Raw genomic sequence first — 12,957 nt, 5'->3', positions numbered from 1 at the left:
GGATCGAGCGTTCGACAAAGGCCTCGGCGATCGGGAACATCATTTCGCCGACGCGCTTTGGCGCCAGCGAGTCGGCGGCGATGCCTTCGGCCGGAGCGTCGACGGGGTGTCCGGCCTCGAAGGCGCGATGCAGCGTCGGCGCTTCTTCCGGCTCGACGGCGATGATGCGGATGCGGCCGGCGAACCAGGCAGCGATGCCGCCGATCAGGCCGCCGCCACCGACAGCGACCAGCAGCGTGTCGATCCGAGGCAAATCGGCCTCGATTTCGAGCCCAAGGGTGCCTTGGCCGACGAGCGTTTCCTCCTGGTTGAAGGCGTGGATCTGCAAGGCGCCGGTCTCCTCGGCGAAACGTTCGCTGGCGGCCAGCGCCTCGGCGTAGCGGGCGCCGCCGACGATCAGCTTGGCGCCATAGGAACGGATCCGTTCCAGCTTGGCCGCCGGGCTCACTTCGGGAACGAAGATGGTCGCCTTGTGGCCCAGCCGCATGGCGGCATAGGCGACGGCCGCACCATGGTTGCCGCCCGATGCGGCGACGACGCCGGCGTCGGGAACCGGGCGCTCCAGGAGGTTAGTGAAGGCGCCGCGCGCCTTGAACGAGCCGGAATGCTGCAGGCATTCGAGCTTCAGGTCGACGGCCAGCGGCGGCTGATCGAAGTCGGCCATGTCGACGCGCAGCACCGGCGTGTGCCTGATATAGGGGCGGATGCGCGGTTCCATCGCGGCAATGCGCTCGCGTGTGACGGTGATGCCATTCGTCATGATTGCTCCCTGAGACGGGTAGGTGTGTTTCCGGCGCTCCTATGCAAGCCAGTCGGGCATCGAATCCAGCCCAATCAGGTCGTCATAGGTCGGGCGTGGGCGCACGACGTGGAACCGGTCGCCGTCGACCAGCACCTCCGGCACCAGCAGGCGGGTGTTGTAGGTGCCGGCCTGCACCGCGCCATAGGCGCCGGCGGTGGAGACGGCAATCAGGTCGCCGGCCTTCAGCCTGGGCAGATCGCGGTCCAGGCCGATATAGTCGCCGGTCTCGCAGACCGGGCCTACCACGTCGACCATCATGCGCGGCGTGTCGGCCGGCGGCTGCACGACCGGACGGATGTCGTGGAAGGCGTCGTAGAGCGTCGGCCGGATGAGATCGTTCATGGCGGCATCAACGACGAGGAAGTTCTTGGCGTCGCCTTCCTTCACGAAGATCACTTCCGAGACGAGGATGCCGGCATTGCCCGATATCAGCCGGCCAGGCTCGAACATCACCTTCAGCCCGAGCTTGGTGACATGCTTCCTGACGATCTGGGCATAGGCGTCGGGCAGCGGCGGCGGGTTGTTGTCGATGCGGTAGGGAATGCCGAGCCCGCCGCCGACATCGATATGCTCGATGGCATGGCCGTCCGCCCGCAGCGCGCCGACGAGATCGACAAGCAGGGCGAAGGCATCGTCGAAGGGCTGCAGCTCGGTGATCTGGCTGCCGATATGGGTATCGATGCCGGTGATCCTGATGCCGGGAAGCTTTGCCGCGCGGGCATAAACCTGCCGCGCCCGCTGCCACGGGATGCCGAACTTGTTCTCGGCCTTGCCGGTGGAGATCTTCTTGTGGGTCTTGGCGTCGACGTCGGGATTGATGCGCAGCGAGATCGACGCCACCTTGCCAAGGGCGGTGGCTCGCGCCGACAACAGCTCGAGTTCAGGCTCGGATTCGACGTTGAAGCAAAGGATGCCGGCAGCAAGGGCAAAGTCCATTTCGCGCGCGGTCTTGCCGACGCCCGAAAACAGGATCTTGCCGGCCGGAATGCCGGCGGCCAGCGCCCGGCGCAATTCACCTTCCGAAACCACGTCGGCGCCGGCGCCGAGCTTGGCCAGCGTCCGCAGCACGGCCTGGTTGGAATTGGCCTTCATGGCGTAGCAGACCAGCGCGTCGAGCCCGGCAAAGGACTGGGCAAACACCCGGTAGTGCCTGGTCAGGGTCGCCGTCGAATAGCAGTAGAATGGCGTGCCGATCTGTGCGGCGATGTCGGGGATCGCCACGTCCTCGGCATGGAGCACGCCGTCGCGGTAGTCGAAATGGTTCACGAGAGTGGTTCCGGAAGTTGGGGCGCGATGAGATCGGGTTGAAAGGCCCGGCTCTCGTCGGCTCTAGATCAGCGGGTCGAGGATGAATTTCTTGTCCTTGACCGGTTTTTCCGGCTCCGGCGGCACGGGCTGGTGGGCCTTCGAGGCATCCTTGCGCGCCTGCACGGCCGCCTCATAGGGCGTGTCGAGAGCGCCCCTCCTGCCGCAGGCCGAAACGGCCGCGATCGCAACCAGCAGCGTCAGTGTCACCAAAATCCTGCTTCCGGTCATCGATCCATCCGTCCGAAACGTTTGTCAGCCGCCGCTTTTAGCCGAGTTCTCGGCGCATTGCACCCCGAGATATTGCCCGTCGCAATATCCGGGATATTACTGCGGAATATCCGGGATATTACTGCTCGCAATATCCGGCATTACGCTTTCGCCAGCCGCTTTTTCCAGGCGCGGATCTGCTTCCTCACTTCCGACGGCGCCGTGCCGCCGAAACTGGTGCGGCTCTTGACCGAGTTCTGCACCGCCAGCACCGAAAATATGTCGGCCGTGATGCCGGAATTGATCGACTGCAAATCCTCCAGTGAAAGCTTCTCCAGCCCCACCTTCCTGTCTTCGGCCAGCGCCACCGCCCGGCCGGTGACATGATGCGCCTCGCGGAACGGCAGGCCGAGCGTGCGCACCAGCCAGTCGGCAAGGTCGGTTGCTGTCGCGTGGCCGGAGCCGGCGGCCTTCTTCATCGCGGCCGCGTTGACCGTCATGTCCGAGACCATGCCGGTCATCGCCGCCAGCATCAAGTCGAGCGTCTCGGCGGCGTCGAACACCGATTCCTTGTCTTCCTGCATATCCTTGCCATAGGTCAAAGGCATGCCCTTCATCACCGTCAGCAGGCCGACCAGATGACCGGTGACGCGGCCGGTCTTGCCGCGCACCAGTTCGGCGGCATCGGGGTTCTTCTTCTGCGGCATGATGGAGGAGCCGGTGGAAAACGAGTCCGACAGCCTGACGAAGCCGAACTGCGGCGTCGACCAGATGATGATCTCTTCGGCCAGCCGTGACAGATGCGTGGCGCAGATCGCCGCCACGCCGAGGAACTCGAGCGCGAAATCGCGATCCGAGACGCTGTCGAGCGAATTGCGCATCGGCTCGCGGAAGCCGAGCGCCTTGGCGGTCCGGTGGCGGTCGATCGGGAAGCTGGTGCCGGCAAGTGCGGCGGCACCGAGCGGGCTTTCATCCATCCGCTCGATCGCATCGCGCACGCGCGACAGGTCGCGCGAAAACATCTCGACATAGGCCATGCAGTGATGGCCGAAGGTCACCGGCTGGGCCGCCTGCATATGGGTAAAGCCCGGCATCACGGTCGCGGCATGCTCCTCGGCCCGCTCCAGCAGCGCCTCGATCAGCCCTTTCAACGCCTCGGCGACGCGAAAGCATTCATCCTTGACCCACAGCCGCAAATCGACCGCGACTTGATCATTGCGCGAGCGGGCGGTGTGCAGCCGGCCGGCCGCCGGGCCGATCAGATCGGCGAGGCGCGCCTCGATGTTCATGTGGATGTCTTCGAGCCGTGTCGAAAACTCGAAGCTGCCGGCCTCGATCTCTTTCAGGATCGTGTTCAGCCCGTCAGCGATTTTTTCTTGGTCGGCCGCCGAAATAATGCCCGTTTGCGCCAGCATCTCGCTATGGGCGATCGAGCCTTTGATGTCCTGCGCATAGAGTTTGCGGTCGAAGGAGATAGACGCGTTGATCGCTTCCATGATCGCGGCCGGACCCGAGGCAAAACGTCCGCCCCACATCTGGTTGCTGGTTTTCTTGTCGCTCATGGCTATAACCCGTGCTTCGGAGCAGTTTTGAGAAAATGGCAGACGGTAGTAGATTCTTCCCGGCCCCGCGCCTGATCCTCGCCGCCTTGGTGGCGGGCGCGCTGGCGGGCGCGGTCGCGGTATATGTCAGCGAGAGCCGGTCTGGCAACAATGCACCGGCACAAGCTGCCGTGGGTGACAGCAGGGACGACGTGACCTGCGCGGCCAAGAGCGACCGCGCCAAGAAAGTCGCGGCGTCGGCCACCGGTGAGGTTGCGGCACTTTTGCCGGCCGATCCGCCTCAATCCCTGAAGAGCCTTGCCTTCAATGGTCCGGACGGCAAGCCGATGACGCTTGCCGATCATGCCGGCAAGACGGTGCTGCTCAATCTGTGGGCGACATGGTGCGCGCCGTGCCGTGCCGAAATGCCGGCGCTCGATGCGCTGCAGAAGGAAAAGGGCAGCGACTCCTTTGAAGTGGTCGCCGTCAACGTCGATGCCGGCGACGATGTGAAGCCGAAGAAGTTCCTCAGCGATACCGGCGTCGCGACGCTCGGCTATTACCGGGATTCGACGATGACGCTGTTCAACGACCTCAAGAAGCGCGGCTTGGCGCTAGGCCTTCCCGTCACCATGCTGATCGACGGCGAGGGCTGCCTGATCGCCCACATGAACGGCCCGGCCGAATGGTCGGGGCCGGACGCCAGGCGGCTGGTCGAGACGGCACTCAAGCCCGAGAGCCTGTAGTCTAGCGTGTGGCTAGCGCGGGTGCGGGCGCGAAGGCCAGAACGCTTCTGTCGCGCAGGCTGGCGGGTTTGCTGCCGACAGCGGGTGCGACGACGCCGGTCAGATCGCCGAATTCCTCGATGAGAGCCGGCTTGCCGATATAGTAGCCCTGGCCGATCTCGCAGGCTTCGGCGTCCAGGAACTTCAGTTCGCCGAGCGTCTCGACACCCTCCGCCAGAACCGGCAGGCCAAGCCCGCGTCCAAGTCCCAGGACGGCGCGCACGATCGCCGCGACCTGGCCGTTCTTGTCGACGGACTTGATGAATGAGCCATCGATCTTGATCTTGTCGAAGGGAAAGGCGCGAAGGTTGGAGAGCGAGGAATAGCCGGTTCCAAAATCGTCCATGGCGACGCGCACGCCCAGCGCCTTGACCTGCCGCAAGGTGGCCAATGCCCGCGGCATGTCCTTGACAAGCGCCGTCTCGGTGATCTCAAGCTCGAGCCTGCCGGGCGCCAGGCCGGAATTCAGCAAGGTTTCGTGGACCTTGCGGCTGAAATTCGCGTTGTGGAGCTGCACCGCCGAAACGTTGACGGCCACCGTCAGCGGATTTTCCCAGCGGGCGGCTTCCTCGCAGGCGGCCGTCAGCACCCATTCGCCAATCTGGCCAATGGCGCCGCTGTCTTCGGCGACCGGGATGAATATGCTCGGCGACACGTCGCCGCGCGTCGGATGCCGCCACCGGACCAGCGCTTCGAAACCGACCATCTTCCCGCTGCTGATCTCCTTCTGCGGCTGGTAGACGAGGTAGAACTCCTGGCGCGCGACTGCCTGGCGCAGTTCGTGCTCCATCACGCGCTTGTCGCGGGCCTCGGCCCCCATCGAAGCTTCGAAATAGCGGTAGGTGTCCTTGCCTTCGGTCTTGGCCCGGTAGAGCGCCGTATCGGCGTGGCTTATCAGGCTGGCCTGGTTTTCGGCATCCGATGGATACAGCGCAATGCCGATGCTGGCCGATACAAGGCCGCCGCCGACCGAGAGCCGGTTTTCCTCGCGCATGGCAGTCAGCACCGCGTCGGCGATACGGCCTGCCTCCAACGGGTCGGTCAGGTTCGGCGCGACGATGGCAAATTCGTCGCCGCCCAGCCGCGCCACCATCTGTCCTTGACGAAGAATGCCGGTAACGCAATGCGCAACCTTCTGCAGCATGGCGTCGCCCGCGCCGTGCCCATACAGATCGTTGACCTCCTTGAACCGGTCGAGATCGAGCAGCAGAAGCGCAAGCTGACCGCCTTTCCTGGTCCGGCCCATCGCAGCAATTTCCGTCTCCAGCCGGCCGGAAAAGCTGCGGCGATTGGCCAGTCCGGTCAACGGATCGAAATGGGCAAGGCGCAGGATCTCCTGTTCCGCCTTCTTGCGCTCGCGAATGTCTCGGACCGCAACCACGTTGTGAGGCTTGCCACAATAGTCGATGCTCCTGGCGATCAGCTCGACAGGAATGCTCGTGCCATCGCGGCCGCTCAATTCGGCCTCCTGCGGCTGTTCGCCGAAGCCCGACATATCGGATCCGAAGAGATCGCCAAGCTGCATTCCGTTCAGCGTCGCTGTTGCGATGCCCGTCAATGTCGCCATGCTGTCATTGGCACTGATGATGCGGTGGCCGTCGCAGACGATCAGCCCCTCCACGGCGGCATTGGCCAGGCCGTGCATGCGGTCGACCTCGAGCTTCTGGCGACGGAAGCGCAAATCGATCCACAGCGCCGATGCCGACAGGACCAGGATCACCAATGTGGCGGCGGCGGCCGCAAAAGCCTGCGAGGTCGGCTCGATCGTGTATTCGGATATGACGATCGAGGGATCAGGGAAGATCGAGACAGCACCCATGCCGATGAAATGCAGGGTACAGATTGCCAGCGTCAGCAGCACCGCGCCGCCGGATGTCGCCTTCAAGGAGGGACGGCGCTGCACGACACGCAGCGCCAGCGCCGCGAGCGTTACGCCGGCCAGAAGGGAAACGGCGACAAGCAACAGGTTCCACTCGATGCGGCCCTGAACCTCGAACGCCGCCATACCGATGTAGTGCATGGCCGCGATACCGCCGCCCAGCACGGCGCCGCCGACGAGATGATAGTCGAACTCATTCCGCAAGGTGGCGATCCACATGCCGGCTGCCGTCAGAGTGACCGAAGCAGCGAGCGAAAGCACGGAAAGTGCGGGATCGTAAGCACTGGGTATGCCCGGTGTGAATGCGAGCATGGCGATGAAGTGCGTTGCCCAGATGCCGAAGCCGGTCGAAGTGGCCGCGATCATCAGCCAGGCAAGCCGGTTCCGATCGGTGGAGCGGCTTATGTGATGAAGCAGGTTGACGGCAGAGAAACAGGAAATTCCGCAGATCAGCGCGGCGAGTGCGACCAGTCTCAGATCGTGTTCGTTGACGATACAATTGTAGACCGTCAGCATTTTATTTCACCTGATCTTTGGAAATAAACAGGGCAGCAGGATTGAGTAGCGCTTTGCCGTTGAGGGATCGATAAAGTCGCCTGCAACCTTGGCGTGTCTCTTCGGGTTGCAGCGGCTGCAATCAAGGCTGCCACCCCGAAAGGCAGCTTGGCAGTTCCGACGGGGCGCTTGTCGTCGCGCTAAGCCGGCTAACCGTGTGGCTTTCCATGCGTCCAAGCGGAGGCGAGGTGGCGGGAGGTAAAGGGGTGAAGTTCGTCGATCTGCAACAAAACCGTTGTCTGATTGTCATGAGCGACACATATTGCCTTTGCGGGAGTGCCCCTTTCGCCAATGACAAACGGGAGATGAAACATGAAGTCCTTCGGCTTCGCGGCCGGTGTTGCCGCCACCTTTATGCTGCTTTCCTCAACCTCCGCTTTTGCTGTCACGCAGATCAGTTGGTGGCACGCCATGACTGGCGCCAATGCCGAAGTTGTCGACAAGATCTCCAAAGATTTCAATGCCAGCCAGAGCGACTATGAACTCGTTCCGGTGTTCAAAGGCACGTATCCCGAGACGCTGAATGCCGGCATCGCCGCCTACCGCGCCGGCCAGGCGCCCGACATCATGCAGGTGTTCGACGTCGGCACCGGCGTGATGATGGCAGCCGAAGGCGCAATCAAGCCGGCAGCCGATGTGTTGACCAGCGCTGGAATGACCTTCGACAAGAGCCAGTATCTGCCAGGCATAGTCGGCTATTATTCGAAGCCTGACGGCACCATGCTCTCTTTCCCCTACAACTCCTCCTCGCCGATCCTTTATTACAACAAGGATATCTTCAAGAAGGCTGGTCTCGACGTCGACAGCCCACCCAAGACCTGGAATGAGGTGTGGGAAGACGCCAAGAAGATCAAGGCGAGCGGCGCGGCCGCCTGCGGCTACACCTCGACCTGGCTGACCTGGATCCATCTGGAGAATTTCGCGGCCTGGAATGACGTGTCATGGGCCACCCAGCAGAACGGTCTGGCCGGCGGCGATGTCGAGCTCAAGATCAATGCGCCGATTTTCGTCAACCACTTCCAGGCGCTGGCGGACCTCGCCAAGGACGGCACTTTCAAATATGGCGGCCGCACCTCCGAAGCCAAGCAGATCTTCCTCGCTGGCGAATGCGGGATCATGACCGAATCCTCCGGCGGCCTTGGCGATATCGTCAAGTCCGGCATGAATTACGGCATCGGCCAATTGCCCTATGACAGCGACGCCAAGGGCGCACCGCAGAACACGACGCCGGGTGGCGCCAGCCTGTGGGTTTTCGCTGATAAATCCGACGAGGAATACAAGGGCGTCGCGGCCTTCTTCGCCTACCTGTCGAAGACCGAGGTGCAAGAATACCTGCACCAGAAGTCGGGTTATCTGCCGGTAACGCTTGCCGCCTATGAAGCGACCAAGAAGTCCGGTTTCTATGACAAGAACGTCGGTCGCGAGACCCCGATCCTGCAGATGACGGGTAAGGCGCCGACCGACAATTCCAAGGGCGTACGTCTGCCGAACCTGCCGCAGGTGCGCGATATCCAGAACGAGGAGTTCGAAAAGATGCTCGCCGGCCAGCAAACCGCGCAGCAGGCGCTCGACAATGCGGTTACGCGTGGCAATGCGGCGATCAAGGAAGCGCTGGGGAATTAGAGCGAGCGCAGGTCCTTGCTCTACGGCGCATCCACCTGTCCTGCCAGGCATCTCCCCTCGGCGAGGGGAGTTTTGCCGTCCCTTGCGATTTCGCCAACGGTCGATGATGCCCAATCCGAAACGCTCGTCAAAGCCATCTTGGCGAAGAGGGATGCTACATCGTGCCGCCCGCCTCATCACCTCGGAGTGGCTCCATGACCCCTCGCGTCGTGTTTCCCAACAAGATCCTTCCCTACCTGCTGGTGGCGCCGCAACTGGCCATCACGCTCGTGTTTTTCTACTGGCCGGCCGGTCAGGCGTTCTACCAATCCATGCTCAGGCAGGATCCGTTCGGACTGAGGACCAAGTTCGTCTGGTTCGCCAATTTCAGGAAAGTGCTTGCCGATCCGGCCTACCTGAACTCGATCAAGGTCACGGTGGTGTTTTCCCTTGCGACCGCCATCGTCGCCATGTGCGTGGCGCTCCTGCTTGCGGTCATGGCAGAGAAGGTGGTGCGCGGCAAAGGTCTCTACCGCACGCTCTTGATCTGGCCCTACGCGGTGGCGCCGGCGATCGCCGGTATGCTGTGGCTGTTCCTCTTCAACCCGTCGATCGGGTCGCTGGCCTACATGCTGAGAAGTTTCGGCATCGCCTGGGATCCACTGCTCAACGGCACCCACGCCATGATCCTGCTGGTGTCCGCCGCTGCTTGGAAGCAGATCAGCTACAATTTCCTGTTCTTCGTCGCCGGCCTGCAGGCGGTGCCGAAAGCCTTGATCGAGGCGGCGGCCATGGACGGCGCCGGCGAGACCAAGCGATTCTGGACCATCGTCTTCCCGCTGCTTGCGCCGACGACCTTCTTCCTGCTGGTCGTCAACACCGTCTATGCCCTGTTCGACACGTTCGGCATCGTCCATGCCGTCACCGGGGGCGGTCCGGGCAAGACGACTGAAACGCTGGTCTACAAGGTCTACAATGACGGATTCGTCAATCTGATCCTCGGTGACTCGGCGGCGCAGTCGGTCATCCTGATGGTCATCGTCATCTCGCTCACGGCCATCCAGTTCCGCTATGTGGAACGCAAAGTCCATTACGGCTGAGGGCGAGCGATGATCGGCCAGTCACCGCTCCGCACCGTCATCGCCCACGCCGTGCTGATCCTCGGCATATTGATCGTTGCTTTCCCGATCTACTACACGTTCGTTGCCTCGACGCAGACGCTGCAAACGATCCTCAGGCCGCCATTGCCGCTCCTGCCCGGCGATCAGTTCTGGAACAATTACACCGAAGCGCTGTTCGGCGGTGTCGGCCGTATCGGCGGCGTCAGCGTCGGCAGGCTGCTGCTCAACACGACGATCATGGCGCTCGGCATCGCGGTGGGAAAGATCTTCATCTCGATCCTGTCGGCCTACGCGATCGTATTTTTCCGCTTTCCGCTGCGCATGACCTTCTTCTGGCTGATCTTCATCACCTTGATGCTTCCCGTCGAGGTGCGCATCCTGCCGACCTACAAGGTGATGGTCGATCTCGGCATGATCGACACCTATGCCGGCCTGATCATCCCGCTGATCGCCTCGGCCACCGCCACATTGCTGTTTCGACAGTTTTTCATGACCATTCCAGGTGAACTGGTGGAGGCGGCGCGTGTTGATGGTGCGGGGCCGTGGCGCTTCTTCTTCGATATCCTGTTGCCGCTGTCGCGGACAAACATCGCGGCGCTGTTCGTCATCCTCTTCATTTATGGCTGGACACAGTATCTGTGGCCGTTGCTCGTCACCAACAGCAGCAACATGAATACGATCGTCATCGCGTTGAGAAAGATGGTCTCCTTCGCCGATGCCGATACGCAATGGCACCTGGTCATGGTCACAGCGATGCTGGCCATCGTGCCGCCGATCCTGGTCGTGGTGCTGATGCAACGCTGGTTCGTTCGCGGCCTGGTCGATTCCGAAAAGTGAGAAGCTGATGGCGACCGTCGATCTGAAGGATGTGAAGAAGGTCTACCCCAGCGGTTTCGAGGCCGTGAAGGGCGTTTCAATCGCAGTTCCCGACAGGCAGCTTTGCGTGCTGGTCGGCCCATCGGGCTGCGGCAAGTCCACGCTGCTCAGAATGATCGCCGGGCTCGAAACCATCTCCTCGGGAACAGTTGCGATCGACGGCAAGATCGTAAACTCAATCGGTCCGACCGAGCGGGACATCGCCATGGTGTTCCAGAACTATGCGCTCTATCCGCATATGAAAGTCTACGACAACATGGCCTATGGGCTGCGCAACCGCGGCACGCCGAAAGATGAGATCGACAGCCGGGTCCGCGCGACGGCGAAAATACTCGAACTTTCGGCGCTGCTCGACCGCCGCCCGCGCGAGCTTTCCGGCGGCCAGCGCCAGCGTGTCGCCATGGGTCGTGCCATTGTGCGCAACCCGAGGGTTTTCCTGTTCGACGAGCCGCTCTCCAATCTCGATGCCAAATTGCGTGGCCAGATGCGCGTCGAGATAAAGAACCTGCAACGCTCGCTTGGCGTCACGTCGGTCTATGTCACGCATGACCAGCTCGAGGCGATGACGTTGGCCGACATCCTCGTCGTCATGAACGGCGGACTGGTCGAGCAAATGGGGGCGCCGCTCGACATCTATGAAAGGCCGGCCTCGACCTTCGTCGCTTCCTTCATTGGCGCGCCGCCGATGAATCTCCTGGCACTGACCGAAAGCGCCTCGGGCGCGGTGCTCGCAGACGGCACGGCGATCGCTTTCGCACCTCGGGAGGCAAGAGCTGCGACCCTCGGTTTTCGGCCCGAGGATGCCGACGTCACCTTCAATGCGGAGGCGCCGCCCGGCGCCCTCGTCCTGCCGGCGCTGGTCGAGGCAGTCGAACCGGTAGGCGCCGAAAGTTTCCTTCACTGTGCGGCAGGCGGCAACCGTATCGTCGTGCGTGTCGCGGGTCGCGCCACCGCCACGGTTGGCAACCAATTGCGCGTGGTTGCCAAGGCAGAAAAGCTGCACTGGTTCGATCAGGCAGGAAAGCGCGTCGGCTAATCCAAAAGATATGCCCAGAGCGTTTCACCGTTTCACGGAAACGGCGAGCTGCTCTAACTCTTTGTTTTGACGCAATTCCAGACGGAAAACCGCTTCACAGTTTCCTAGAATTGCTCCAGCATACGGTGTTCAGGCGAAGACATGCGCCTTTCCCGATACGGTCAGCCGGACGATCTCGCCGACCGCCGGCGCGTCCATGCCCGGTTTGCGCAGGACCAGCGGCGTGTTGCCGATCGCTGCCGCATCGGGCGGATCGGCATTGTTCAAGAGCCGCACCGCGACCGTGCACATCGAGCCGGCGAATTCGGATTCCGTCACTTCGCCGAACAGCATATCCGAGGTGCCGGACATGCCCTCGCGCGACGTTCTCTTCAGCGCGATCTGCTCCGGGCGAAGCATGATGCGGGCGACATCGCGGCTGTCATTGGTGTCGACCGCGATGCGGCCGAGCGGCGAGTTGGCGAAGCCATCCGATATCTTGGCCGGCAGGATGATGGCGTCGCCAAGGAATTCGGCGATCATCCTGTCCTTCGGCTTGAGATAGAGCTCGCGCGGCGTGCCGATTTGCGAGAACTTGCCGTCGCGCATCACCGCGACCTGGCTGGCGAAGGACAGCGCCTCGGCCTGGTCGTGCGTCACCAGGATGGTGGTGATGCCGGCAGCTTCCAGAAGCTCGGCCACCGCCTTGCGCATCGAGGCGCGCAGGCCGGTATCGAGTGCCGAGAACGGCTCGTCGAGCAGCATCAGCCGGGGTTTCATCGCCATGGCGCGAGCCAGCGCCACGCGCTGCTGCTGGCCGCCGGAGAGCTCGTGCGGGCGGCGCTTGAGGATCGCCTTGTCCAGCCCGACGATATAGGCGAGCTCGACGATGCGCTCGGTGCGCTTGTCCTCGCCGCGACCCATGCCGAAACCGATATTGTCGCCAATGGTCAGATGCGGAAACAGGGCGCCATCCTGCGCCACCACGCCGATGCCTCGCCGATATGCCGGCACCGCAGCGCCGCCATTGGCCAATATCGTACCGTCGAGCGTGATGTGCCCCTGGTCCGGCGCCTCGAAGCCGGCAATCAGCCGCAGCAGGGTCGTCTTGCCGCAGCCGGAAGGACCGACAATCGCCGTGCGGCTGCCGCTGGCGACGTTCAGGTCGACGCCGGCAAGGGCGGCCACCGGGCCGTACTGCTTGTGCAAGCCGCCGATTTCGAGAAAGCTCATCGTCCGGCCATCCGTTTCGACTGGACATAGAGC

Annotated in this window: 11 protein-coding genes; 5 read left to right on the top strand and 6 right to left on the bottom strand. The window is 62.7% G+C overall.

All coding sequences use genetic code 11. The annotated features are described in order from the left end of the window. The 4 genes from EOD15_RS15980 to argH all read right to left on the bottom strand — a co-directional run. Positions 1–760 (bottom strand): threonine/serine dehydratase (locus EOD15_RS15980; protein ID WP_148129561.1); only part of this gene is annotated, 760 nt, incomplete at its 3' end. A 39-nt stretch (positions 761–799) separates the two neighbouring features. After that, positions 800–2,068 carry a diaminopimelate decarboxylase gene (lysA, locus tag EOD15_RS15975; protein ID WP_127380008.1) on the bottom strand — a complete coding sequence of 423 codons (1,269 nt, stop codon included), beginning with the start codon at positions 2,066–2,068 and terminating at the stop codon, positions 800–802. 63 nt (positions 2,069–2,131) lie between these two features. Then, positions 2,132–2,338: a lipoprotein gene (locus EOD15_RS15970; RefSeq protein WP_023811112.1), complete on the bottom strand. Its 207-nt coding sequence runs from the start codon at positions 2,336–2,338 to the stop codon at positions 2,132–2,134. A gap of 140 nt (positions 2,339–2,478) precedes the next feature. Further along, entirely contained in the window at positions 2,479–3,879 is a 1,401-nt protein-coding gene (gene argH / locus EOD15_RS15965) for an argininosuccinate lyase (RefSeq protein ID WP_127408624.1), read from the bottom strand. A gap of 35 nt (positions 3,880–3,914) precedes the next feature. Between argH and EOD15_RS15960 the strand changes: the two genes are divergently transcribed. Continuing rightward, entirely contained in the window at positions 3,915–4,604 is a 690-nt protein-coding gene (locus EOD15_RS15960; RefSeq protein WP_127318796.1) for a TlpA disulfide reductase family protein, read from the top strand. Between the two features lies 1 nt (position 4,605). Here the strand turns inward: EOD15_RS15960 and EOD15_RS15955 are convergent, their stop codons facing one another. Continuing rightward, positions 4,606–7,038 carry an EAL domain-containing protein gene (locus tag EOD15_RS15955; protein WP_127408623.1) on the bottom strand — a complete coding sequence of 811 codons (2,433 nt, stop codon included), beginning with the start codon at positions 7,036–7,038 and terminating at the stop codon, positions 4,606–4,608. Positions 7,039–7,389: 351 nt separating this feature from the next. On the opposite strand from EOD15_RS15955, the gene ugpB reads away from it, so the two are divergent. From ugpB to EOD15_RS15935, 4 genes are all read left to right on the top strand, one after another. After that, positions 7,390–8,700: a sn-glycerol-3-phosphate ABC transporter substrate-binding protein UgpB gene (gene ugpB, locus EOD15_RS15950; protein ID WP_023811116.1), complete on the top strand. Its 1,311-nt coding sequence runs from the start codon at positions 7,390–7,392 to the stop codon at positions 8,698–8,700. Positions 8,701–8,894: 194 nt separating this feature from the next. Beyond that, positions 8,895–9,779, top strand: a complete 885-nt coding sequence (gene ugpA, locus EOD15_RS15945) for a sn-glycerol-3-phosphate ABC transporter permease UgpA (RefSeq protein ID WP_023811118.1) — start codon at positions 8,895–8,897, stop codon at positions 9,777–9,779. A 9-nt stretch (positions 9,780–9,788) separates the two neighbouring features. Next, the gene (gene ugpE / locus EOD15_RS15940; RefSeq protein ID WP_127268504.1) at positions 9,789–10,637 is read left to right on the top strand and encodes a sn-glycerol-3-phosphate ABC transporter permease UgpE; all 849 of its coding nucleotides are present in this window, start codon (positions 9,789–9,791) and stop codon (positions 10,635–10,637) included. 7 nt (positions 10,638–10,644) lie between these two features. Continuing rightward, entirely contained in the window at positions 10,645–11,712 is a 1,068-nt protein-coding gene (locus EOD15_RS15935) for a sn-glycerol-3-phosphate import ATP-binding protein UgpC (RefSeq protein WP_127268505.1), read from the top strand. Between the two features lie 129 nt (positions 11,713–11,841). On the opposite strand, the gene EOD15_RS15930 is transcribed toward EOD15_RS15935, so the two are convergent. Further along, entirely contained in the window at positions 11,842–12,924 is a 1,083-nt protein-coding gene (locus tag EOD15_RS15930) for an ABC transporter ATP-binding protein (protein WP_127318804.1), read from the bottom strand. Positions 12,925–12,957 lie beyond the last annotated feature (33 nt).

Origin of the sequence: Mesorhizobium sp. M7A.T.Ca.US.000.02.2.1 (assembly GCF_003996995.1) — a bacterium.
Classification (GTDB): domain Bacteria; phylum Pseudomonadota; class Alphaproteobacteria; order Rhizobiales; family Rhizobiaceae; genus Mesorhizobium.
This window is presented reverse-complemented; position numbering and strand designations above follow the sequence as displayed.

Bases quoted from the DNA above. Each gene is read 5' to 3' on its own strand.
- EOD15_RS15970 (WP_023811112.1), bottom strand. From the start codon at position 2,338: ATGACCGGAAGCAGGATTTTGGTGACACTGACGCTGCTGGTTGCGATC.
- argH (WP_127408624.1), bottom strand. From the start codon at position 3,879: ATGAGCGACAAGAAAACCAGCAACCAGATGTGGGGCGGACGTTTTGCC.
- EOD15_RS15960 (WP_127318796.1), top strand. From the start codon at position 3,915: ATGGCAGACGGTAGTAGATTCTTCCCGGCCCCGCGCCTGATCCTCGCC.
- EOD15_RS15955 (WP_127408623.1), bottom strand. From the start codon at position 7,038: ATGCTGACGGTCTACAATTGTATCGTCAACGAACACGATCTGAGACTG.
- ugpB (WP_023811116.1), top strand. From the start codon at position 7,390: ATGAAGTCCTTCGGCTTCGCGGCCGGTGTTGCCGCCACCTTTATGCTG.
- ugpA (WP_023811118.1), top strand. From the start codon at position 8,895: ATGACCCCTCGCGTCGTGTTTCCCAACAAGATCCTTCCCTACCTGCTG.
- ugpE (WP_127268504.1), top strand. From the start codon at position 9,789: ATGATCGGCCAGTCACCGCTCCGCACCGTCATCGCCCACGCCGTGCTG.
- EOD15_RS15935 (WP_127268505.1), top strand. From the start codon at position 10,645: ATGGCGACCGTCGATCTGAAGGATGTGAAGAAGGTCTACCCCAGCGGT.
- EOD15_RS15930 (WP_127318804.1), bottom strand. From the start codon at position 12,924: ATGAGCTTTCTCGAAATCGGCGGCTTGCACAAGCAGTACGGCCCGGTG.